Here is a 23,343-nt window from a genome sequence, read left to right on the forward strand (position 1 = left end):
GTTATTCCTGCAGCCGGGTCGGTTAGCTCATGTCAGCGCCATTGCTGGCAATCACTTTTTTGTACCACCAGAAAGAGTCTTTCTTCAGGCGTTTTAGCGTGCCGTTGCCTTCATCGTCCTGGTCGACATAGATAAAGCCATAGCGCTTGGACATCTGTGACGTGCCCGCGCTGATAATGTCGATACATCCCCAGGTGGTGAATCCCATCACATCCACCCCTTCATTAATAGCTGCCAAAGTTTGCTCGAAGTGGGCGCGGAAATAGTCGATGCGATAGCTGTCGTGGATCTCACCGTTTTCGACCACATCTTTCGCGCCAAGGCCGTTTTCGACGATAAACAGCGGCTTCTGGTAACGGTCGTATAGCTCAAGCAGGGAGATCTTCAGCCCGACCGGGTCAATCTGCCAACCCCATTCAGAGGCCGGCAGATACGGGTTTTTCACCCCGAGAACGGTGTTACCCGGGATACGCTCGACATCCGGCTGCGTTGATTCGGTCATCGACATGTAGTAGCTAAAGGAGACGAAATCGACGGTATGTTCCTTCAGAATGCGCTGATCGTCGGTCTGCATCTCTATCTGAATGTCCCGGCTCGCCAGATCGCACAGGATCAGCGGCGGATATTCACCAAACACTTGTACATCCGCGTAGAAGTAGTTCTCGAGATTTTTCTTCAGCGTGGCTTCCACATCTTCCGGACGGCAGCTATGCGGGTAGGTGGTGAGCTTGGTGAGCATACACCCGACCTGGCTGCCCGGAATTTTGGCGTGGCAATCGCGCGTCACCAGCGCAGAGGCAACAAACTGATGATGCAGCCCCTGGTAGATATCCTGTTTCGCTTTGCCCGGCAGACTTTTCTCTTCGCGGATACCTGCCGTGGTAAACGGATGGCGGTGAATGCTGTCTATTTCATTAAACGTCAGCCAGTAGCGCACCAGATCTTTATAGCGATCAAAACAGACATTACTGAAACGCACGAAGGCATCCACCACATTGCGATGTACCCAGCCGTTGTATTTTTCGCTCAACGCCAGCGGCATTTCATAGTGAGAAAGCGTGACCAGCGGTTCAATATTATGGCGGCGAAGCTCGCGGAACATCTTCTCGTAAAATTGCAGACCTGCCTCGTTTGGCGCAGCATCTTCGCCAGTCGGGAAAATACGCGACCAGGCAATCGACACTCGCAACACGGTGTAGCCCATCTCGGCAAACAATGCGATGTCATCTTTATAGTGATGATAAAAATCAATGCCGCGGCGTTTCGGGTACAGCACGTCATTTTTCCCTTCGAACGCGTCGCGGATGTTATCGTCGGTCAGTGCCATATGGCCGCTGTAATCCTTAACGGACAGATTAGGCTTCCAGGTGATAGCGTCAGCCACAGACGGCCCTTTACCGTCCACATTCCATGCCCCTTCGGCCTGATTGGCGGCAATTGCGCCACCCCATAAAAAACCTTGCGGAAACGGGAGGGATTTCTCCATTACACGGACTCCTTAAGCGTCATGATGATATGAGGATTTGGATTCTTATCGTCGGTATTACCTGGTGTCAGCGAAAAGCGTTCGCCGTTAGTGACCACCATCATCACCACCGGATCGAGCCCGGCGGCGGTTATGGTGTCCAGTGAGAATTCAATCAGCGTGTCGCCGCTCTTTACGTGCTGGCCTTCGGCTACTTTTGCTGAGAAGCCCTCGCCTTGCAGCCTGATGGTGTCGATCCCGATATGGAATATCAGCTCGACACCGGCATCGGTGAGCAGGCTTAGCGCATGACCACTTTCAAATACATTCACCACAGTGCCGTCTGCCGGTGCGCGCAACACACCCTGAGAAGGCACAATCGCTATCCCGTCACCCATGATTTTGCGTGAGAAAACATCGTCATTAACGTTTTCCAGCGGGATGATTTGCCCTTCTACCGGGCGGGTGAACGTCAGGGTATCGGTTTTTTCCGGTACCTTGTCGCGCCAGAGCAGTAATGCACTGATAAATGCCACGGCAAACGACAATCCCGCACCGGCAAAGGCCCAGACGATGTTCATTGCGTTATCTGGCGAGACAAACATTGAGATGCTGGCAAGACCGGGGCCCACAAGCGCGAAAGCCTGAATACCCATCCAGCCGATAAATGCACCGCCCACCACGCCCCCGAGTATCACGCTGTAGAGCGCTTTTTTATTCAGCAGCGTTACGCCATACAGCGCCGGTTCGGTAATACCGAACAGCGCGGAGATCCCGGCAGAGAACGCGGTGGACTTCAGCACTTTATCTTTGCTTTTGAGTGCAATCGCCAGGCACGCGCCGGATTCGGCAATGTTGTGCGCCAGCGATGCAGGCAGGTAGAGCATCTCACGCCCGAACTGACTCATAGAGGCGACGGCGTACGGCAGCATCGGTTTGTGCATCCCGGCGGCGACCATAAAAGGCAGGGCGGCGGCAAGCAGCCCGGTTGCCACAAAACCCAGTTTTCCGTACAGCCACAAAATGACCGTTGCCAGCCCGGCACCCAGCTCATAACCCAGCGGCCCCAGGAGCAGCAGGGTGACTGGGACGGTGACCAGCAGAGAAAGCATTGGCGAGAGGAAAATGCGCAGCGCGCCGGGTGAGTAGCGGTTGAACAGCTTTTCGGTCTGGGTGTAAAAAAGCACGCACAGGATGGCCGGAAACACCTGCGAGGCATACGCCACGTTGCGCAGGTCGAATGACATAAATGCCGTTCCTTCGGCAAGCTGTTTGGTCATGGCTGGCAACACCATCACCGACACGGCAGATACGGCAACCAGCACGTTCACTTTGAGCTTCATGGCGGTGGTGATCGCCACCAGGATCGGCAGGAAATAGAGCGGCGCAGAACCGATGTTATCCAGAACCTTGTAGGTTGAACTGTCGCGGCTCAACCAGCCCATCACATCCAGCAACAGCAGCAGGGATTTCAGTACCCCGCCGCCAGCAATTGCCGGCACCAGCGGCTGAAAGACGCTAATGACAAAATCGACAATCTGCGCTCCACGACTGACTCTGGCGGGCGTATGTTGCCCGCCAGCCTGCGGTGAGCCCACCAGAGAACGCACCGCATCAAACACCTGTACCACTTCGTGACCGATGATCACCTGGCACTGCACGTTGACGCGAACGCCCAGCACACCGTCGATGTTGGTCAGCGCCGTTTCATTGACCTTGCTGTTGTCATACAGGCTCAACCGCAAGCGGGTGGAGCAATGTTCGATATGTTCGATATTCTCAGCACCGCCAACCTGGGCGATGATGTCCAGCGCAGTTTGCAAGTGGTTCATGTTCTGGCCCCTGTCTCCAGAGCAAAAAAAAGACCTGAAGCCCTTCTCCACTCGAAAGAGGAGAAGGGCTTCAGGTCTTGCCTACGGCTCGTAGTTACACGCCTGTGCTTTGTATATCGTCCAGATTGTGTTTAAAAGTCAAACAACACAGGCGCTTCATGCACCAATTTGTGAGCCGCTTAACCCTTTTTAGCGCCGTATAGGCGGAACCAGGCCAGCATACGTTGCCAGCCATCTTTCGCGGATTCTTCGTGATAGCTTGGCCGATAATCCGCGTTAAAGGCATGTCCTGCATCGGGATAAACCACGATTTCCGCCTTCGCATTTGCCGCCCGCAGTGCGTGGCGCATGGTTTCTACGGTATCGAGCGGGATGCCGGTATCCTGGCCGCCGTACAAACCCAGCACGGGGGCGTTAAGATCCACGGCGATATCCAGCGGTTGCTTAGGTGAGTTCAACGTTTTTTCGCCGACCAGCTTGCCGTACCACGCCACGGCAGCCTTGAGCTGCGGGTTATGCGCGGCGTACAGCCAACTGATGCGGCCGCCCCAGCAGAAACCGGTCACCATCAAGCGATGCGGGTCGCCGCCGTTACGTGCCGCCCAACTGGCGACATGGTCCAGGTCTGCCAGCACTTGTGCGTCCGGGACTTTGCTGACCAGATTGGTGAACAGCGTCGGGATATCGCTGTAGTCATTTGGATCGCCCTGGCGGAAATAGAGCTCTGGCGCGATAGCCAGATAGCCTTCCAGCGCCAGTCGACGGCACACATCGCGAATATGCTCATGTACGCCGAAAATTTCTTGTATCACAATCACGACCGGCAGAGCACCATCGGCCGATTTCGGGCGTGCATGGTAAGCCGGCATGTTATCTCCCTGTGAGGGAATGGATGTCTCTCCTGCACTAATGGCTTCTTCTGGAGTCGTGACGATGGTTGAAGCATGAGGGGCAGCAGCAGGTGCAAAACCGGTTTTTTCAGTCATGGCATTCTCCGTACCAATGTTGAGTTAGCGCAAAGGTAAATATAGTCACAAGGTTAACAACCCACAGTGCCTTAAACGGTCTATCTTTTGTGCAACACACCACGGCATAACATTGTTAATGTGATGTTGATCACTTATTTATGGAAATTAACTGCAATCATTTTCATTCATGGTGAGATTCGTCACGAAATTACGCACACTGCTTCTGTAAAGTACCGTTTTACTTCTTCTGACAAACCGACCCACAGAGGAGTCACCTATGTCTAAGTCTGATGTTTTTCATCTCGGCCTCACTAAAAACGATTTACAAGGGGCTACGCTCGCTATCGTCCCTGGCGATCCAGAGCGTGTGGAAAAGATCGCCGCGCTGATGGATAAGCCGGTTAAGCTGGCATCCCATCGTGAATTCACCACCTGGCGCGCAGAGCTGGATGGTAAAGCGGTGATCGTGTGTTCTACCGGTATCGGTGGCCCGTCTACTTCTATTGCGGTTGAAGAGCTGGCGCAGCTGGGTATCCGTACTTTCCTGCGTATCGGCACCACCGGCGCAATTCAGCCGCATATCAATGTGGGTGACGTGCTGGTCACGACGGCATCTGTGCGTCTGGACGGTGCAAGCCTGCACTTTGCGCCAATGGAATTCCCGGCAGTGGCGGATTTCGAATGCACCACCGCGCTGGTTGAAGCCGCGAAATCTGTGGGCGCAACAACGCACATCGGCGTTACCGCCTCTTCCGATACCTTCTACCCGGGCCAGGAGCGTTACGACACCTTCTCTGGTCGCGTAGTGAGCCGCTTCAAAGGCTCAATGGAAGAGTGGCAATCTATGGGCGTGATGAACTACGAAATGGAATCTGCAACGTTGCTGACCATGTGCGCAAGCCAGGGTCTGCGTGCCGGTATGGTGGCGGGTGTTATCGTTAACCGTACTCAGCAGGAGATCCCGAACGCTGAAACCATGAAGCAGACTGAAAGCCATGCGGTGAAAATTGTGGTTGAAGCGGCTCGCCGCCTGATCTAGTCCTCTGTTCTTCGATAAAAGGCCGACTCGTTCGGCCTTTTCTTTTTTGCGTAGCGCCTCGCAGGAAAAGCCTTTCAAACTGGACGTTTATACAGCACAATTCTATTTTGTGCGGGTAAAACGTTGATGCAGGGGGCATTGTGGATATCTCAATCCTGATTTATGCGGTGATTGCGCTGGTGGGCGTGGGAATAGGCTGGCTTATCTCCAGCTATCAGCACGCGCAGCATAAGGCCGATCAACTGGCAGAACGCGAAGAGATGGTCGCTGAGCTCAGTGCCGCGAAACAACAGCTTACCCAGAGCGGACACTGGCGCGACGAGTGCGAGCTGCTCAATAACGAACTGCGCAATCTGCGCGACATCAACACCTCGCTGGAAGCCGATCTGCGCGAAGTCACCACCCGTCTTGAATCGACCCAGCTCCATGCGGAAGACAAAATCCGCCAGATGATCAACAGCGAGCAGCGCCTGAGCGAACAGTTCGAAAACCTGGCGAACCGCATTTTTGAGCACAGCAACCGCCGTGTTGACGAACAAAACCGCCAGAGCCTGAACAGCCTGCTCACACCGCTGCGTGAACAGCTGGACGGTTTTCGTCGCCAGGTGCAGGACAGCTTTGGCCAGGAGGCGCGCGAACGTCACACCCTGGCACATGAAATACGTAACCTCCAGCAACTGAACGCGCAGATGGCGCAAGAGGCGGTTAACCTGACGCGCGCGCTTAAAGGCGACAACAAAGCGCAGGGCAACTGGGGTGAAGTGGTACTGACCCGCGTGCTGGAGGCCTCTGGCCTGCGTGAAGGGTACGAGTATGAAACGCAGGTCAGCATCGAAAATGATGCCCGCTCGCGGATGCAGCCTGATGTCATTGTGCGCCTGCCGCAGGGCAAAGACGTCGTTATCGACGCCAAAATGACGCTGGTGGCGTACGAACGCTACTTCAATGCCGAGGACGATGACATCCGTGAGTCTGCGCTACAAGAGCATATCGCCTCTGTCCGCAACCACATTCGTCTGCTGGGCCGCAAAGACTATCAGCAGCTACCGGGGTTACGCTCCCTGGATTACGTGCTGATGTTTATTCCGGTGGAGCCCGCATTCCTGCTGGCACTCGACAGACAGCCCGAACTGATAACCGAAGCACTGAAAAATAACATTATGCTGGTGAGCCCCACGACGCTGCTGGTGGCGCTACGGACGATTGCAAACCTCTGGCGCTACGAGCACCAAAGCCGTAACGCACAGCAGATTGCCGATCGCGCCAGCAAGCTGTACGACAAAATGCGCCTGTTTGTGGACGATATGTCCTCCGTTGGGCAAAGCTTAGATCGCGCGCAGGATAACTACCGCCAGGCGATGAAAAAGCTCTCTTCCGGGCGCGGCAACCTGCTGGCACAAGCGGAGGCATTCCGTAGCCTGGGGGTGGAGGTTAAACGCGAGATTAATCCTGAAATGGTTGAACAGGCTACCGCTCAGGATGAGGAATATCGTCTGCGGGAAGAGGCAGGTGAGCAAAATACAGACAGCGAAGACAACGATTTAGCCGCGGATTTATCACCTTCCGAACCGCCGAATCGTTTCTTTCACGGTGGTTGAACCGTAGGGCAAACGCGCCCAATCTGTTACACTTCACGGACATTTGACTGATAAGCAGGCTCTGAGATGGTTGACGATTCACAAGACACGACGCACTTTGGCTTTCAGACTGTTGCTAAAGCGCAGAAGGCTGACATGGTGGCCCACGTATTTCATTCCGTGGCGGCGAAGTACGATGTGATGAATGACTTGATGTCATTCGGCATTCATCGCTTGTGGAAGCGCTTCACCATTGACTGTAGCGGTGTGCGTCGTGGGCAAACGGTACTCGATTTAGCGGGTGGCACAGGCGATCTGACGGCGAAGTTTTCACGTCTGGTTGGCGAAACCGGTCGCGTGGTGTTGGCAGATATTAACGACTCCATGCTGAAAATGGGACGTGAGAAGCTGCGTAACATCGGCGTTGTGGGTAACGTTGAATATGTACAGGCAAACGCCGAAGCGCTGCCGTTCCCGGACAACACTTTTGACTGCATCACCATCTCGTTTGGCCTGCGTAATGTCACTGATAAAGACAAAGCGCTGCGTTCCATGTACCGCGTGCTGAAGCCGGGTGGCCGTCTGCTGGTGCTCGAGTTCTCCAAACCGATTATCGAGCCGCTGAGCAAAGCTTATGATGCCTATTCGTTCCACGTGCTGCCGCGCATTGGTGAGCTGGTGGCAAACGATGCGGAAAGCTATCGCTATCTGGCGGAATCTATCCGCATGCACCCGGATCAGGACACCTTAAAAGCGATGATGCAGGATGCTGAGTTTGAAAACGTTGAGTACTTCAACATGACGGCGGGTGTCGTCGCGCTGCATCGCGGTTATAAGTTCTGAGTGGAGGTGTCCCGTGCCCTTTAAACCTTTAGTCACCGCAGGCATCGAGAATGCACTGAATGCCTTTCTGTACCGTGCTCCTGCGCTAAAAACTGCGCGTCAGCGGCTCAACGGAAAGGTATTACGTATTGTTTTAAAAGAGTTCTCGACGCCGCTGGTGCTGGTGTTCAGCGAGCGCCAGCTTGATGTCCTGGGCGAGTGGGAAGGTGAGGCCGACTGCTCGGTTATCACGCACATGAGCGTGTTGCCAAAACTGCGCGACCGCCAGCAACTGACTGCGCTTATCCGTAGCGGCGAACTGGAAGTCGAAGGTGACATTCAGGTTGTGCAGAACTTCGTTGCGCTAAGCGATCTTGCCGAGTTCGACCCGGCGGAACTGCTTGCACCCTATATTGGCGACATCGCCGCCGAAGGGATCAGCAAAGTCATTCACGGTGGTTCTACATTTCTGCGTAAAACCGTTCAGCGCCAACAGCGCTACGCAGCCGAGGTGTTGACTGAAGAGTGGCGTATGGCTCCGGGACCACTTGAAGTGGCATGGTTTGCAGAAGAAACCGCTGCTGTCGAACGTGCGGTTGACGCGCTAACCAAACGGCTGGAAAAACTGGAGGGCAAATGACGCCTGGTGAAATTCGGCGCCTCTATTTTATCGTCCACACCTTTTTGAGTTACGGGCTCGACGAGCTTATCCCCAAAATGCGTATCACTCTGCCGCTTCGAATCTGGCGGCGGATGTTGTTCTGGATGCCAAATCGCCATAAGGATCAGCCGCTGGGTGAACGCCTGCGTCTGGCATTGCAGGAACTTGGCCCGGTATGGATCAAATTTGGGCAGATGCTCTCTACCCGCCGGGATCTCTTCCCGCCTACCATCGCCGATCAGCTGGCTTTATTGCAGGATCGCGTCGCGCCTTTTGACGGTGCGCGAGCTAAGCAGCAAATTGAAGAGGCGATGGGTAATATCCCTGTCGAAACCTGGTTTGACGATTTTGAAATTCAGCCGCTGGCATCGGCCTCCATTGCTCAGGTGCATACTGCGCGCCTGAAAGAAAATGGCAAAGAGATCGTCATCAAGGTGATCCGCCCGGACATCCTGCCGGTTATCAAGGCGGACATGAAGCTTATCTACCGCCTTGCACGCTGGGTTCCGCGCCTGCTGCCGGACGGTCGACGCCTGCGTCCAATGGAAGTTGTGCGCGAGTACGAAAAAACGCTGATTGATGAGCTCAACCTGCTGCGTGAAGCGGCAAACGCCATCCAGCTGCGCCGTAATTTTGAAGACAGCCCGATGCTGTATGTTCCTGAGGTTTACTCTGACTACTGTAGCCAGAATATGCTGGTCATGGAGCGTATCTACGGTATTCCTGTATCAGACGTGGTGGCTCTCGAAAACCAGGGAACCAACATGAAACTGCTGGCCGAACGCGGTGTGCAGGTGTTCTTCACCCAGGTGTTCCGCGACAGCTTCTTCCATGCGGATATGCATCCGGGCAATATTTTCGTCAGCTATGAGCACCCGGAAAACCCGAAATACATCGGTATCGACTGCGGTATTGTGGGCTCACTGAACAAAGAAGATAAGCGCTACCTCGCGGAAAACTTTATCGCATTTTTCAACCGCGACTACCGTAAGGTTGCTGAGCTGCACGTGGATTCTGGTTGGGTTCCGCCGGATACTAACGTTGAAGAGTTCGAATTCGCTATCCGTACCGTGTGTGAGCCGATTTTCGAAAAACCGCTGGCAGAAATTTCATTCGGCCATGTTTTGCTGAACCTGTTTAACACCGCGCGCCGCTTTAATATGGAAGTTCAGCCACAGTTAGTTTTACTTCAGAAAACATTACTTTACGTTGAGGGCGTAGGCCGTCAGCTCTATCCTCAGTTAGACTTGTGGAAAACAGCGAAACCTTTCCTCGAATCCTGGATTAAGGATCAGGTCGGCATTCCGGCGCTGGTGCGCTCTTTCAAAGAGAAAGCCCCGTTCTGGATTGAAAAAATGCCGGAAATACCTGAACTGGTTTACGACAGTTTGCGTCAGAGCAAGAACCTTCAGCACAGCATGGATAAAATCGCCCGCGAGCTTCAGTCCAATCGCGTTCGTCAGGGACAGTCCCGTTATCTCTTTGGGATTGGTGCGACATTGCTGCTGAGCGGAACGCTGCTGCTGATCAATCGCCCGGACTGGCAGATGATGCCTGCCTGGCTGATGGCCGGCGGTGTGGTGGTCTGGTTTGCGGGCTGGAGAAAAACGCGCTGAATTTGCGTCGCTATCGCCGGGTCGCATACGTATAATGCGACCTGATTAATTAATCATCTATCACTGAGGAACATGTATGGGTGGTATCAGTATCTGGCAATTGTTGATCATTGCCGTCATCGTCGTGCTGCTGTTTGGCACCAAAAAGCTCGGTTCCATCGGTTCCGACCTCGGCGCGTCCATCAAAGGCTTCAAGAAAGCGATGAGTGATGATGAAAATAAGCAGGAAAAATCCAGCCAGGACGCTGATTTTACTGCTAAATCCATTGCCGACAAGCAAGATGAAGCCAAAAAGGAAGACGCTAAACGCCACGATAAAGAGCAGGTGTAATTCGTGTTCGACATTGGTTTTGGTGAACTGCTGCTGGTCTTTGTGATTGGCCTGATTGTGCTGGGCCCGCAGCGTTTACCCGTTGCGGTAAAAACTGTTGCGGGTTGGGTGCGTGCGCTTCGATCGCTGGCCACCACGGTACAGAACGAACTGGCGCAGGAGCTTAAGCTTCAGGAGTTTCAGGATAGCCTGAAAAAGGTTGAGAAGGCGAGCATGGATAACCTGACGCCAGAGCTCAAAGCCTCGATGGATGAACTGCGCGAAGCCGCGGAATCCATGAAACGCTCTTACAGCGTCAACGATCCTGAAAAAGCGAGCGATGAAGCAAATACCATCCATAACCCGGTGGTAAAAGAGAGCGAAGCGCAGCGAGAGGGGGTGACCCCTGCCAGCGCAGAGCATCAGGCCACAGCACCTGAACAGACGCCGCAGGAACCCGAAGTGAAAAAACAGGTGCAGCCGGATGAGCCCGTTGTTAACGCTGCGGCGACCGAAGCTAAAGCCGCTGCGTCTGTTTCCGAATCATCCCCCTCGTCGAGTGATAAAGCGTAAACATGGCAGTAGATGATACTCAACCGCTTATTGCGCACCTTATTGAGCTGCGCAAGCGCCTGCTGAACTGCATTATTGCGGTTTGCATCATTTTCTTAGGATTGGTCTATTTCGCCAACGATATCTACCAGGTGGTTTCTGCGCCGCTAATTAAGCAAATGCCGCTGGGTGCAACGATGATCGCAACGGACGTTGCTTCACCGTTCTTTACCCCAATCAAGCTGACCTTCTGGGTATCGCTGATTGCGTCTGCGCCAGTCATTTTGTACCAGGTCTGGGCGTTTGTGGCCCCGGCGCTCTATAAGCATGAACGCAAGCTGGTGATCCCGCTGCTGGTGTCCAGCTCGCTGCTGTTCTATATCGGTATGGCGTTCGCTTATTTCGTGGTCTTCCCTCTGGCCTTTGGCTTCCTGACGCATACTGCGCCGGAAGGGGTGCAGGTTTCGACCGATATCGCCAGCTATCTCAGCTTTGTCATGGCGCTGTTTATGGCGTTTGGCGTGGCGTTTGAAGTCCCGGTGGCGATTGTGCTGCTGTGCTGGGTCGGCGTGACCACGCCGGAAGACCTGCGTAAGAAACGCCCGTATATCCTGGTTGGGGCATTTGTGGTCGGCATGTTACTGACGCCGCCGGATGTGTTCTCGCAAACGCTTCTGGCCATACCGATGTACTGTCTGTTTGAAGTTGGCGTGTTCTTCTCGCGGTTCTACGTCGGCAAACGACGCCCGCAGGAAGGCGAAGAAGACGACGAGTCAGACAAGACCACTGAAGAATAAAACCAGCCGCCCGTCAGGGCGGTTTTTACATGGGAAACCGCATGTTTGATATTGGCCTTAACCTCACCAGCTCTCAGTTTGCCAAAGATCGCGATGACGTTGTCGCACGCGCCTTCTCCGCCGGGGTGAAAGGCCTGCTGCTGACGGGAACCAGTCTGCATGAAAGCGAACAGGCGCAGCAGCTTGCCCGGCATTATGCACACTGCTGGTCAACTGCGGGGGTGCATCCACATGACAGTAGCACCTGGAATGCAGAGAGTGCCGAAATCCTTCATGCGCTGGCAAACACGCCAGAAGTGGTGGCGATTGGCGAATGCGGGCTGGATTTCAACCGCAACTTTTCCACCCCCGCTGAACAAGAACACGCCTTTACCGCTCAGCTTGCGCTGGCGGCTGAACTGGGGATGCCGGTGTTTATGCACTGCCGTGATGCCCACGAACGTTTTCTTGCGCTGCTCGAACCCTGGCTGGATAAGCTGCCCGGCTCGGTATTGCACTGTTTTACCGGCTCCCGGCAGGAGGCGCTGGATTGCCTGAATCGGGGGCTATATCTGGGGATCACGGGTTGGGTCTGTGATGAACGGCGTGGGCTGGAGCTGCGAGAGTTGCTGCCTGTTATTCCTGCCGAACGGCTGTTGGTGGAGACGGACGCGCCTTATCTTCTGCCGCGTGACCTCTCGCCAAAACCCTCTTCACGACGTAATGAACCGGCATTTCTGGGGCATATTGTGGAAAGCGTGGCACGCTGGCGTGGAGAAGAACCACAGTGGGTGGCGGCACAAACGGATGACAACGTGCGCCGCCTGTTCGGTGTGCAGTTTTAAAGTTTGCGGAAATCGGTGTTTTTGACGCTCTGAAGCACCTGCTTGTTCAACAGATTGAGCAACAGCATGGAGCGTGCTTCGCCGTCCGGTTCAGAGAAAATGGCCTGTAACCCTTCAAATGCACCTTCGGTGATCACCACGTCATCGCCAGTGTAAGGCGTTTCTGGATCGGTGATATCTTCAGGTTGCTGGTAGACCGAAAGCTGGTGAATGACCGTTGAAGGCACTGTTGCCGGGTGCGCGCCAAAACGTACAAAGTGGCTGACGCCGCGCGTGGCACTGATGGTGGTGGTGTGGATCACTTCCGGGTCGAACTCGACGAACAGATAGTTCGGGAACAGAGGTTCGCTGACCATCGCACGTTTCCCGCGCTGCATTTTTTCAAGCGTGATCACCGGCGTCAGGCAATGCACTGACTGACGTTCAAGATGTTCCTGCGCGCGCTGAAGTTGCCCGCGTTTGCAATACAGTAAATACCAGGCCTGCATAATCACTCTTTCCCTTAGTTCGGGGCGCAAGCATATCAAAACCCTGGCGGGATCGCTAAGTTGATTATAATGGCCGAAAGTGGAGTAAGACGCGGAAGTTCACGCTAATTTAACAAAATTACAGCATCACGCAGTCTTACGCCGTATAATGAAGCGCTTACAGAGAGGCCATGACTAACTGCATGAAATACCACGATCTACGCGACTTCCTGGCGCTGCTGGAAAAGCAGGGCGAACTCAAACGGATTACGCTTCCTGTTGATCCTTATCTGGAAATGACAGAAATTGCTGACCGCACCCTGCGTGCCGGTGGCCCTGCGCTGTTATTTGAAAATCCAAAAGGTTACTCCATGCCGGTGCTCTGCAACCTGTTTGGCACACCACGTCGTGTGGCGTTGGGCATGGGGCAAGAGGATGTCACTGCGTTACGTGAAGTGGGCAAACTGCTGGCCTTTCTGAAAGAGCCGGAGCCACCAAAAGGCTTCCGCGATCTGTTCGACAAACTGCCGCAATTTAAGCAGGTGTTGAACATGCCAACCAAACGCCTGCGCGGTGCGCCGTGCCAGCAAAAAGTGCTGGAAGGTGAGGCAGTTGATCTGACGAAAATCCCCATTATGCAGTGCTGGCCCGAAGATGCTGCGCCGCTTATCACCTGGGGACTGACCGTTACGCGTGGTCCGTACAAAGAGCGGCAAAACCTCGGCATTTATCGCCAGCAGCTGATTGGTAAAAACAAGTTGATTATGCGCTGGCTGTCGCATCGCGGCGGCGCACTGGATTTCCAGGAGTGGTGTGCTGAACACCCAGGCGAGCGTTTCCCAGTTTCCGTGGCGCTGGGCGCCGATCCGGCAACCATCCTGGGGGCAGTTACGCCTGTTCCTGATACGCTTTCTGAATACGCATTTGCAGGCTTGCTGCGCGGCACCAAAACCGAAGTGGTGAAGTGTATTTCCAATGACCTGGAAGTACCGGCCAGTGCGGAAATCGTGCTGGAAGGTTACATTGAGCAGGGTGAAATGGCACCGGAAGGTCCATATGGCGATCACACGGGTTATTACAACGAAGTCGATAACTTCCCGGTGTTTACCGTTACCCACATCACCCAGCGTGAAGATGCCATTTATCACTCGACCTACACCGGTCGTCCACCGGATGAACCGGCCGTTCTCGGTGTGGCGCTGAACGAAGTGTTTGTGCCTATTCTGCAAAAGCAGTTCCCGGAAATTGTTGATTTCTATCTGCCGCCGGAAGGATGCTCTTATCGCCTGGCTGTGGTAACAATGAAGAAGCAGTATGCGGGTCACGCCAAACGCGTGATGATGGGCGTATGGTCGTTCCTGCGCCAGTTTATGTATACCAAGTTTGTTATTGTCTGTGATGATGACGTCAATGCCCGCGACTGGAATGACGTTATCTGGGCCATCACCACGCGGATGGACCCGGCACGTGACACGGTGTTAGTGGAAAACACACCGATTGATTATCTGGATTTTGCCTCGCCGGTTTCCGGTCTTGGCTCAAAAATGGGACTGGATGCCACAAACAAATGGCCTGGCGAAACCGACCGAGAGTGGGGCCGCCCGATCAAAAAAGATCCTGCCGTGACCGCGCGAATTGACGCGATCTGGGACGAGCTGGCCATAATGAATAACGGTAAACCCGAATCTGACCGTTAAGCCCTATAGACTTCCCGACAGAGAGAGCGAATGACAACCTTAAGCTGTAAAGTGACCTCGGTAGATGCTATCACCGACACCGTATATCGCGTCCGTTTAGTGCCAGAAGCGGCATTCTCTTTCCGCGCTGGTCAGTACTTGATGGTCGTGATGGATGAACGAGATAAGCGTCCTTTCTCTATGGCCTCTACGCCAGCAGAGCAGGAATTCATCGAGCTTCATATTGGTGCGTCAGAGCTTAACCTGTATGCGATGGCCGTGATGGATCGCATTCTGAAAGAGCGCGAAATCCTGGTGGATATTCCTCACGGTGACGCCTGGTTGCGTGAAGACGAAGACCGTCCGCTGATCCTGATTGCTGGCGGTACCGGCTTCTCTTACGCCCGTTCTATTCTGTTGACCGCACTGGCACGCAATCCAGACCGTGATATCACCATCTACTGGGGTGGACGCGAAGAGAAACATCTCTACGATCTGTCCGAGCTGGAAGCACTGAGCATTAACCATCCGAACCTGCGTATTGAGCCGGTTGTCGAGCAGCCGGAAGAAGGCTGGCGTGGGCGCAGCGGCACGGTGCTGACGGCGGTATTGCAGGATTACGGCACGCTTGCGGAGCACGATATCTATATTGCGGGTCGTTTTGAGATGGCGAAAATTGCTCGTGACCTGTTCTGTAACGAACGCGGTGCGCGTGAAGACCGCCTGTTCGGCGATGCATTTGCGTTTATCTAAATAAACGAAATAAAAAACCCGCCCCTGACAGGCGGGAAGAACGGCAACTAAACTGTCTCTCTTCGTGAATACGGCGAGATGCTTTTCGTAGGCCGGGAAAGCGCAGCGCCTCCCGGCAACAGCCCGATGGCGCGATGCTTATCGGGCCTACGATACTTTTCCTGATTTACACCCTCTCAAACACTGTCGCGATACCCTGACCCAACCCAATACACATGGTTGCCAGACCAAACTGGGCATCCTTGCGTTCCATCAGGTTAATCAGGGTGGTGCTGATACGTGCACCGGAACAACCCAGCGGGTGACCGAGTGCGATCGCGCCGCCGTTGAGGTTAATCTTCTCGTCGATCTTGTCCATCAACCCCAGATCTTTAATGCACGGCAGGATCTGGGCGGCAAAGGCTTCATTCATCTCAAACAGGTCGATATCGCTGGCGGTTAATCCCGCTTTTTTCAGCGCCAGTTTCGACGCCGGAACCGGGCCGTAACCCATAATCGACGGATCACAACCGACCACCGCCATCGAACGAATACGGGCGCGTGGCGTCAGGCCTAACTCGCGGGCGCGACTTTCGCTCATCACCAGCATCGCGGCAGCACCATCGGAAAGGGCAGAAGATGTTCCTGCGGTCACTGTACCTGTTACCGGGTCAAATGCCGGGCGCAGTGTGGAAAGTGCTTCGACCGTGGTTTCCGGGCGGATCACTTCGTCGTAGCTGAACTGCTTCAGTACGCCGTCAGCGTCGTGCCCGCCGGTTGGGATAATCTCGTTTTTAAATGCGCCAGACTGCGTGGCAGCCCAGGCGCGGGCGTGAGAGCGCGCAGCGAAGGCGTCCTGCATTTCACGGCTAATGCCGTGCATTCGCGAGAGCATCTCGGCGGTCAGCCCCATCATGCCCGCCGCTTTCGCCACGTTACGGCTCATGCCCGGGTGGAAATCGACCCCGTGGCTCATCGGCACGTGACCCATATGCTCCACGCCGCCAATCATGCAGGCCTGTGCATCGCCGGTCATGATCATACGGGCAGCATCATGCAGTGCCTGCATTGACGAGCCGCACAGGCGGTTAACGGTCACCGCCGGTACGGAATGCGGGATTTCAGCCAGTAATGCTGCATTACGGGCGATGTTAAAACCTTGCTCCAGGGTCTGCTGCACGCAGCCCCAGTAGATATCGTCCAGCGCGGTGGGATCCAGCGCCGGATTACGCGCCAGCAGGCTACGCATCAGGTGCGCGGAGAGATCTTCCGCGCGAACGTTACGGAATGCGCCGCCCTTTGAACGGCCCATGGGGGTGCGAATTGCATCGACAATGACAACCTTTTCCATTGTGACTCCTTAAGCCGTTTTCAGCTCGCCAACCGGACGGGCAGGCTCAACTGCTGGATAGTAGGGTTCGTTATGGCGCGCTTTATTACGCAGACCTTCCGGTACGGCATAGAGCGGACCGAGGTGCTGATACTGCTGGGCCATATCGAGGTACTTCGCGCTGCCAAGCGTATCCAGCCAGCGGAACGCACCGCCATGGAATGGAGGGAAACCGAGGCCATAGACCAGCGCCATATCCGCTTCTGCCGGGCTGGCGATGATGCCTTCTTCCAGGCAACGCACCACTTCGTTAACCATTGGGATCATCATGCGAGCGATAATCTCCTCGTCGGTGAAGTCGCGTTTTGGCGCACTGACGTCCGCCAGCAGGCTTTCCACCGCCGCATCTTCTTCTTTCTTCGGCTTGCCTTTGCTGTCTTCTTTATAACGCCAGAAGCCCAGACCGTTTTTCTGACCAAAACGGTTGGCATCGAACATGGCGTCGATGGCATCGCGATAATCTTTGCTCATACGCTGCGGGAAGCCCGCGGCCATGACGGCCTGTGCGTGATGCGCCGTGTCGATACCGACCACATCCAGCAGATACGCCGGGCCCATCGGCCAGCCGAACTGTTTTTCCATCACTTTATCGACTTTGCGGAAATCTGCACCGTCGCGAAGCAGCTGGCTAAAACCAGCAAAGTAAGGGAACAGCACGCGGTTCACAAAGAAACCCGGGCAGTCGTTCACCACGATCGGCGTTTTGCCCATTTTGCTGGCCCACGCCACCACTTTGGCAATTGTGTCATCAGCGGTTTTTTCCCCACGAATGACTTCAACCAGCGGCATCCGGTGAACCGGGTTAAAGAAGTGCATACCGCAGAAGTTTTCCGGGCGCTTCAGGACGCTGGCCAGTTCGCTAATCGGGATGGTGGAGGTATTGGATGCCAGAACGGTGTCCTGGCGAACCTTATCTTCAGTTTCTGCCAGCACTGCTTTTTTAACTTTTGGGTTTTCAACCACGGCTTCGACAACCACATCAACGCGATCGAAACCGCTGTATTCCAGGGTTGGCTGGATAGTGGAAATTACACCCGCGAGTTTCAGGCCATCAATCTTGCCGCGTTCAAGCTGCTTATTGAGCAATTTGGCCGCTTCGGTCATGCCCAGCGTCAGGGATTTTTCGCTGATATCTTTCATCACTACCGGCACGCCTTTCCAGGCGGACTGGTAAGCGATACCGCCACCCATAATGCCTGCGCCGAGCACCGCTGCGTGTTTTGGTGTCTCAACGTTTTTGGTCAGCTGTTTGGCTTTACCTTTAACGAACTGATCGTTCAGGAAGATGCCCACCAGAGCGCGCGCTTCGTTGGTGTGCGCCAAAGGAACGAAGCTCTGGTTTTCTAATTTAAGCGCCTCTTCACGGCCAAAGCGGGCAGCGGCTTCAATGGTTTTTACCGCCGTGATAGGGGCCGGGTAGTGTTTACCTGCGGTCTGCATCACCATGCCTTTGGCAATGGTGAAACTCATGGCCGCTTCAATTTTACTGAGCTTTAAGGGCTCAAGCTTCGGCTGGCGTTTCGCTTTCCAGTCGAGATCGCCATTAATAGCCTGACGCAGAATGGCGATAGCACCTTCAACCAGTTTTTCTGGCTTAACGACGCCATCCACCAGGCCAATTTTCTGCGCTTGCTCCGCGCCGATATCTTTACCCGCGGCAATAATTTCCAGGGCGCTATCGGCACCCAACATACGTGGCATACGTACAGAGCCACCAAAGCCCGGCATGATGCCCAGTTTGGTTTCCGGCAGGCCAATACGCAGGTCTGGTGTCGCCAGACGATAATCTGTGGCCAGCACACATTCGCAGCCACCGCCCAGCGCGTAGCCGTTAACGGCGGAGATCGTCGGGACAGGTAAATCTTCCAGGCGGTTAAAGACGCTGTTAGCAAAATGCAGCCACTGGCTCAGCTGTTCTTCCGGTACCAGGAACAGAGACAAGAATTCGGTGATATCGGCACCGACAATAAAGGCCGCTTTGTTAGATCGCAGCAGCAGCCCTTTTAAATCAGATTGCTTTTCAAGTACATCCAGCGCCTGGCCAAGACTGGCCACCGTCGCGGTATCGAGCTTGTTTACTGAGCCGGGGGCATCGAACACCAGTTCGGCAATGCCATCTTCCAGCCAGTTGAGGTACAGGGTGTCGCCTTTGTAGAGCATGTCAGTCTCCTGAATCCAGCAATTGGATCTGGTCATACCAGATGAAACGGAGTGTGGAATTTATGTTAATAAAATGCAAATTACTCATTAAGAAATTGCTGCATTGATCACGCTCGGTGGAAATCACGCAGGTGAGGGCAGGTGTGCTAAGATGCGAAGACTTGAGGTCGAAAAAACGAAAGGATAAATGATGGACTCACTGGCTGCGCTCTATAAAAATCATATCGTTACCCTACAGGAACGTACCCGCGATGTACTGGCTCGTTTTAAGCTGGATGCCCTGCTTATCCACTCCGGCGAGCTGATGAATACCTTCCTTGATGACCATGCTTACCCGTTTAAGGTCAACCCGCAGTTTAAAGCCTGGGTGCCGGTGACACAGGTTCCAAATTGCTGGTTGCTGGTGGATGGCGTGAACAAGCCGAAGCTGTGGTTCTATTTGCCGGTGGATTACTGGCACAACGTTGAACCGCTGCCAACAACCTTCTGGACCGAAGAGGTGGACGTGATCGCGCTGCCGAAAGCCGACGGGATTGGCAGCCAGTTGCCTGCTGCGCGTGGCAATATTGCCTATATTGGTCCTGTGCCAGAGCGTGCGCTGGGTCTGGATATTCCGGCTGACAAACTGAATCCGAAAGGGGTTCTGGATTATCTGCACTATTACCGCGCTTATAAAACTGATTACGAACTCTTCTGTATGCGTGAAGCGCAAAAAACGGCGGTGACGGGCCACCGTGCTGCGCATGAAGCGTTCCTGTCTGGCATGAGCGAGTTCGATATCAACCAGGCATACCTGACGGCAACCGGCCACCGTGATACCGATGTGCCGTACAGCAACATCGTGGCGCTGAATGAGCACGCGTCTGTTCTGCACTACACCAAACTGGATCACCATGTTCCGTCCGAGATGCGCAGCTTCCTGCTGGATGCGGGTGCCGAGTACAACGGCTATGCCGCTGACCTGACCCGTACCTGGGCGGCCCACGGTGATACCGATTTTGCACATCTGATCAAAGACGTGAATGACGAGCAGCTGGCACTTATCGGCACCATGAAAGCGGGAACCAGCTACGTGGATTACCACATCCAGTTCCATCAGCGCATCGCAAAGCTGCTGCGTAAGCACCAGATTGTGAAGGATATGAGCGAAGAAGCGATGGTGGAAAACAACCTGACCGGGCCGTTCATGCCGCACGGTATTGGTCACCCGCTGGGTCTTCAGGTTCATGATGTCGCGGGCTTTATGCAGGACGACACGGGCACGCATCTGGCGGCACCGTCTAAATATCCGTACCTGCGCTGCACGCGTATTATCGAGCCGCGTATGGTGCTGACCATTGAACCGGGTATCTACTTTATCGAATCCCTGCTGGCGCCGTGGCGTGAAGGCCAGTTCAGCAAGCACTTCAACTGGGAAAAAATTGAAGCGCTGAAACCGTTTGGCGGTATTCGTATCGAAGATAACGTGGTTATCCACGAAAACGGTGTCGAGAACATGACGCGAGATCTGAAACTGGCCTGATGGAAAGCTGGCTGATACCGGCGGAACCGGTCACCTTTGTTGAGGAAATCAAGAAAAGCCGCTTTATTACGCTGTTGGCGCACACCGACGGCGTAGAGGCGGCAAAGGCGTTTGTGGAGTCCGTCCGCGCGCAACATCCTGATGCGCGTCACCACTGCGTCGCGTGGGTGGCCGGGCCGCCGGATGACTCACAGCAACTGGGTTTTTCTGATGATGGTGAACCGGCTGGCACGGCCGGTAAACCCATGCTTTCTCAGCTAATGGGAAGCGGTGTGGGAGAAATAACCGCTGTAGTAGTTCGCTACTATGGCGGCATTTTGCTCGGAACGGGTGGGCTGGTTAAAGCCTACGGTGGCGGTGTTCAGCAGGCACTTAATCTGCTGATCACAACCCGCAAAACGCCACTTACCGAATATACTTTGTTGTGCGATTACGCACAGTTATCGGGTATCGAAACCCTGCTAAAGCAATTTAATGGCGTGATTGCGCACAGTGATTACCAGGCGACAGTACAGTTGCGTGTGGCGCTTCCTCAGGCAGAACTGGATGCTTTTTCAGCAAAACTAGCTGATTTTAGTCGTGGTTCGTTGCAATTGCTGCCGATTGAAGAATAATCCCCACCTTACTTTTTGAATACCAAAGGAAGCGGCAGAGATGCATTTTCGTGCCATTACCCGAATCGTTGGACTGCTGGTCATACTCTTTTCCGGGACGATGATTCTCCCAGGCCTGGTGGCACTTATCTACCGGGACGGCGCGGGGCGTGCGTTTACCCAGACGTTCTTTGTCGCGCTGATGATCGGTTCGATGCTGTGGTGGCCTAACCGTCGTGAGAAAGGTGAACTGAAATCCCGGGAAGGGTTTTTGATTGTCGTCTTGTTCTGGACGGTGCTGGGGAGCGTGGGTGCGCTACCTTTCATCTTTGCTGAGCAACCGAATCTGACCATCACGGACGCTTTCTTTGAATCGTTTTCAGGCTTAACCACCACTGGGGCAACCACGCTGGTGGGGCTGGATTCACTACCCCACGCGATCCTCTTCTACCGGCAAATGCTGCAATGGTTCGGCGGTATGGGGATCATTGTGCTGGCCGTGGCCATTCTGCCGATTCTGGGCGTCGGGGGGATGCAGTTGTATCGCGCCGAAATGCCCGGCCCGTTGAAAGATAACAAGATGCGCCCGCGTATTGCCGAAACGGCGAAAACGCTGTGGCTTATTTACGTCTTACTGACGGTTGCCTGTGCGCTGGCGCTGTGGTTTGCCGGGATGCCTGCCTTTGATGCCATTGGCCATAGCTTTGCCACGATCGCCATTGGTGGCTTCTCTACGCACGATGCCAGCGTGGGCTACTTCGACAGCCCGACAATCAACACCATTATTGCTATCTTCTTGCTGATCTCCGGCTGTAACTATGGTTTGCACTTCTCTTTATTAAGCGGGCGTAGCCTGAAGGTCTACTGGCGCGACCCGGAATTCCGCATGTTTATTGGCGTCCAGCTTACTCTGGTTGTCATCTGTACTCTGGTGTTGTGGCTTCACGATGTTTATAACTCGGCAATCACGACGCTTAATCAGGCCTTCTTCCAGGTTGTGTCGATGGCGACAACGGCGGGCTTCACAACCGACAGCATTGCGCGCTGGCCGTTGTTCCTGCCTGTGCTGTTGTTGTGCTCTGCATTTATTGGCGGCTGCGCCGGGTCTACGGGCGGTGGTCTGAAGGTGATTCGTATCCTGCTGCTGTTTAAGCAGGGGAACCGTGAGCTGAAACGCCTGGTCCACCCGAACGCGGTTTACAGCATTAAACTGGGGAACCGTGCGCTGCCGGAACGTATCCTCGAAGCGGTGTGGGGATTCTTCTCTGCCTATGCGCTGGTCTTTATCGTCAGTATGCTCGCCATTATTGCAACTGGGGTGGATGATTTCTCTGCTTTCGCGTCCGTGGTGGCAACGCTTAATAACCTGGGGCCAGGGCTGGGCGTGGTGGCGGATAACTTTGCCAGTATGAACCCGGTGGCGAAATGGATCTTAATTGCCAACATGTTGTTCGGGCGTCTTGAGGTCTTTACGCTGCTGGTGCTGTTTACCCCAACATTCTGGCGCGAGTAAGGGAGTCATTGTTGAAAACACTTATTCTATTCTCTACACGTGACGGGCAAACCCGTGAGATTGCCTCTTATCTGGCATCTGAATTAAAAGAGCTGGGGGTTTACGCGGATGTCGTGAACCTGAACCGTACAGAAGAGATTAGCTGGCAGGACTACGATCGTGTGGTCATTGGGGCGTCTATTCGTTACGGGCATTTCCATCCTGCGCTGGATAGCTTTGTGAAAAAGCATACGGCGGTGCTGAATGCATTGCCTGGCGCTTTCTATTCCGTAAACCTGGTTGCGCGCAAAGCAGAGAAACGCACACCGCAGACGAACAGCTACACGCGTAAGTTTTTGCTGGGCTCTCCGTGGCAGCCAGATCTGTGTGCCGTATTTGCGGGCGCGCTGCGTTACCCACGTTATCGCTGGTACGACCGCTTTATGATCCGTCTTATTATGAAGATGACCGGCGGTGAAACGGATACCCGTAAAGAAGTGGTCTATACCGACTGGGCGCAGGTCGCCAGTTTTGCGCGTGAAATCGCACAATTAACGGCCGATTCGAAGGTAAAATAAACGCAAAGTTTGAAAAGTGAGCGAACGAAAAGTTTTTTGAATTTTATGCTTGTCACTTCAGAATAACTCCCTATAATGCGCCTCCACTGACACGGAACAACGGCAAGCAAGCCGCCGGGTCAGCAGGGTTCTCCGGCGAAAGCCGCTGAAGAATCCCGGAGAAAAGCGAAAATAAATGCTTGACTCTGTAGCGGGAAAGCGTAATATGCACACCCCGCGCCGCAGCGAAAACGAAGCGGCACTGCTCTTTAACAATTTATCAGACAATCT

General features: G+C 54.3%; 21 protein-coding genes. 15 read left to right on the plus strand and 6 right to left on the minus strand.

What is annotated here, in order from left to right; translation table 11 throughout:
- Nucleotides 1-22 precede the first annotated feature (22 nt).
- From F3J30_RS21970 to F3J30_RS21980, 3 genes are all read right to left on the minus strand, one after another.
- A complete protein-coding gene (locus tag F3J30_RS21970; protein WP_166718569.1) occupies nucleotides 23-1,486 on the minus strand; it encodes a family 1 glycosylhydrolase in 1,464 nt (487 codons plus the stop codon).
- A complete protein-coding gene (locus F3J30_RS21975) occupies nucleotides 1,486-3,297 on the minus strand; it encodes a beta-glucoside-specific PTS transporter subunit IIABC (protein ID WP_166718570.1) in 1,812 nt (603 codons plus the stop codon). Before F3J30_RS21975 ends, F3J30_RS21970 begins: the two co-directional genes overlap by 1 nt.
- A gap of 179 nt (nucleotides 3,298-3,476) precedes the next feature.
- Nucleotides 3,477-4,283 carry a dienelactone hydrolase family protein gene (locus F3J30_RS21980; RefSeq protein WP_166718571.1) on the minus strand — a complete coding sequence of 269 codons (807 nt, stop codon included), beginning with the start codon at nucleotides 4,281-4,283 and terminating at the stop codon, nucleotides 3,477-3,479.
- 259 nt (nucleotides 4,284-4,542) lie between these two features.
- On the opposite strand from F3J30_RS21980, the gene udp reads away from it, so the two are divergent.
- The 9 genes from udp (at nucleotide 4,543) to tatD (ending at nucleotide 12,463) form a co-directional block, all read left to right on the plus strand.
- Nucleotides 4,543-5,304 carry a uridine phosphorylase gene (gene udp / locus F3J30_RS21985; RefSeq protein WP_014072255.1) on the plus strand — a complete coding sequence of 254 codons (762 nt, stop codon included), beginning with the start codon at nucleotides 4,543-4,545 and terminating at the stop codon, nucleotides 5,302-5,304.
- 140 nt (nucleotides 5,305-5,444) lie between these two features.
- Nucleotides 5,445-6,902 (plus strand): DNA recombination protein RmuC, encoded by a 1,458-nt coding sequence (gene rmuC / locus F3J30_RS21990; RefSeq protein WP_166718572.1) that lies wholly within the window; start codon nucleotides 5,445-5,447, stop codon nucleotides 6,900-6,902.
- Nucleotides 6,903-6,968: 66 nt separating this feature from the next.
- A complete protein-coding gene (ubiE, locus tag F3J30_RS21995) occupies nucleotides 6,969-7,724 on the plus strand; it encodes a bifunctional demethylmenaquinone methyltransferase/2-methoxy-6-polyprenyl-1,4-benzoquinol methylase UbiE (RefSeq protein WP_014072253.1) in 756 nt (251 codons plus the stop codon).
- A 13-nt stretch (nucleotides 7,725-7,737) separates the two neighbouring features.
- Entirely contained in the window at nucleotides 7,738-8,343 is a 606-nt protein-coding gene (gene ubiJ, locus F3J30_RS22000) for a ubiquinone biosynthesis protein UbiJ (protein WP_166718573.1), read from the plus strand.
- A complete protein-coding gene (gene ubiB, locus F3J30_RS22005) occupies nucleotides 8,340-9,980 on the plus strand; it encodes a ubiquinone biosynthesis regulatory protein kinase UbiB (protein ID WP_014072251.1) in 1,641 nt (546 codons plus the stop codon). The genes ubiJ and ubiB overlap by 4 nt, the downstream gene beginning before the upstream one ends.
- Nucleotides 9,981-10,056: 76 nt before the next feature.
- Nucleotides 10,057-10,311, plus strand: coding sequence for a Sec-independent protein translocase subunit TatA (gene tatA, locus F3J30_RS22010; RefSeq protein ID WP_014072250.1), 255 nt, complete (start codon nucleotides 10,057-10,059; stop codon nucleotides 10,309-10,311).
- 3 nt (nucleotides 10,312-10,314) lie between these two features.
- A complete protein-coding gene (tatB, locus tag F3J30_RS22015; RefSeq protein ID WP_166718574.1) occupies nucleotides 10,315-10,863 on the plus strand; it encodes a Sec-independent protein translocase protein TatB in 549 nt (182 codons plus the stop codon).
- 2 nt (nucleotides 10,864-10,865) lie between these two features.
- Complete coding sequence (gene tatC / locus F3J30_RS22020; protein ID WP_166718575.1) at nucleotides 10,866-11,639, plus strand: Sec-independent protein translocase subunit TatC; 774 nt, start codon at nucleotides 10,866-10,868, stop codon at nucleotides 11,637-11,639.
- A gap of 41 nt (nucleotides 11,640-11,680) precedes the next feature.
- Nucleotides 11,681-12,463 (plus strand): 3'-5' ssDNA/RNA exonuclease TatD, encoded by a 783-nt coding sequence (gene tatD / locus F3J30_RS22025; protein WP_166718576.1) that lies wholly within the window; start codon nucleotides 11,681-11,683, stop codon nucleotides 12,461-12,463.
- Here the strand turns inward: tatD and rfaH are convergent.
- Nucleotides 12,460-12,951 carry a transcription/translation regulatory transformer protein RfaH gene (gene rfaH, locus F3J30_RS22030; protein WP_166718577.1) on the minus strand — a complete coding sequence of 164 codons (492 nt, stop codon included), beginning with the start codon at nucleotides 12,949-12,951 and terminating at the stop codon, nucleotides 12,460-12,462. The genes tatD and rfaH overlap by 4 nt on opposite strands.
- Nucleotides 12,952-13,121: 170 nt before the next feature.
- Between rfaH and ubiD the strand changes: the two genes are divergently transcribed.
- Both ubiD and fre read left to right on the plus strand, forming a co-directional pair.
- A complete protein-coding gene (ubiD, locus tag F3J30_RS22035; protein ID WP_014072245.1) occupies nucleotides 13,122-14,627 on the plus strand; it encodes a 4-hydroxy-3-polyprenylbenzoate decarboxylase in 1,506 nt (501 codons plus the stop codon).
- Nucleotides 14,628-14,657: 30 nt separating this feature from the next.
- The gene (gene fre, locus F3J30_RS22040) at nucleotides 14,658-15,359 is read left to right on the plus strand and encodes an NAD(P)H-flavin reductase (protein WP_014072244.1); all 702 of its coding nucleotides are present in this window, start codon (nucleotides 14,658-14,660) and stop codon (nucleotides 15,357-15,359) included.
- A 166-nt stretch (nucleotides 15,360-15,525) separates the two neighbouring features.
- Here fre and fadA read toward each other — a convergent pair whose 3' ends face one another.
- Nucleotides 15,526-16,689 (minus strand): acetyl-CoA C-acyltransferase FadA, encoded by a 1,164-nt coding sequence (gene fadA, locus F3J30_RS22045; protein ID WP_166718578.1) that lies wholly within the window; start codon nucleotides 16,687-16,689, stop codon nucleotides 15,526-15,528.
- 9 nt (nucleotides 16,690-16,698) lie between these two features.
- Nucleotides 16,699-18,888 carry a fatty acid oxidation complex subunit alpha FadB gene (fadB, locus tag F3J30_RS22050; protein WP_166718579.1) on the minus strand — a complete coding sequence of 730 codons (2,190 nt, stop codon included), beginning with the start codon at nucleotides 18,886-18,888 and terminating at the stop codon, nucleotides 16,699-16,701.
- A 190-nt stretch (nucleotides 18,889-19,078) separates the two neighbouring features.
- On the opposite strand from fadB, the gene pepQ reads away from it, so the two are divergent.
- The 4 genes from pepQ to hemG are packed head-to-tail and all read left to right on the plus strand — an operon-like array spanning nucleotide 19,079 to nucleotide 23,073.
- On the plus strand, nucleotides 19,079-20,410 hold the full coding sequence (pepQ, locus tag F3J30_RS22055) for a Xaa-Pro dipeptidase (protein ID WP_166718581.1): 1,332 nt from the start codon (nucleotides 19,079-19,081) through the stop codon (nucleotides 20,408-20,410).
- Complete coding sequence (locus F3J30_RS22060) at nucleotides 20,410-21,024, plus strand: IMPACT family protein (RefSeq protein ID WP_014072240.1); 615 nt, start codon at nucleotides 20,410-20,412, stop codon at nucleotides 21,022-21,024. Before pepQ ends, F3J30_RS22060 begins: the two co-directional genes overlap by 1 nt.
- Before the next feature lie 40 nt (nucleotides 21,025-21,064).
- Nucleotides 21,065-22,516 (plus strand): Trk system potassium transporter TrkH, encoded by a 1,452-nt coding sequence (trkH, locus tag F3J30_RS22065; RefSeq protein ID WP_166718580.1) that lies wholly within the window; start codon nucleotides 21,065-21,067, stop codon nucleotides 22,514-22,516.
- An 11-nt stretch (nucleotides 22,517-22,527) separates the two neighbouring features.
- Nucleotides 22,528-23,073, plus strand: a complete 546-nt coding sequence (gene hemG, locus F3J30_RS22070; RefSeq protein WP_014072238.1) for a menaquinone-dependent protoporphyrinogen IX dehydrogenase — start codon at nucleotides 22,528-22,530, stop codon at nucleotides 23,071-23,073.
- The last annotated feature ends 270 nt before the right edge of the window (nucleotides 23,074-23,343 follow it).

Source organism: Enterobacter sp. Tr-810 (assembly GCF_011752765.1).
In the GTDB taxonomy this organism is placed as follows: Bacteria; Pseudomonadota; Gammaproteobacteria; order Enterobacterales; family Enterobacteriaceae; genus Enterobacter; species Enterobacter soli.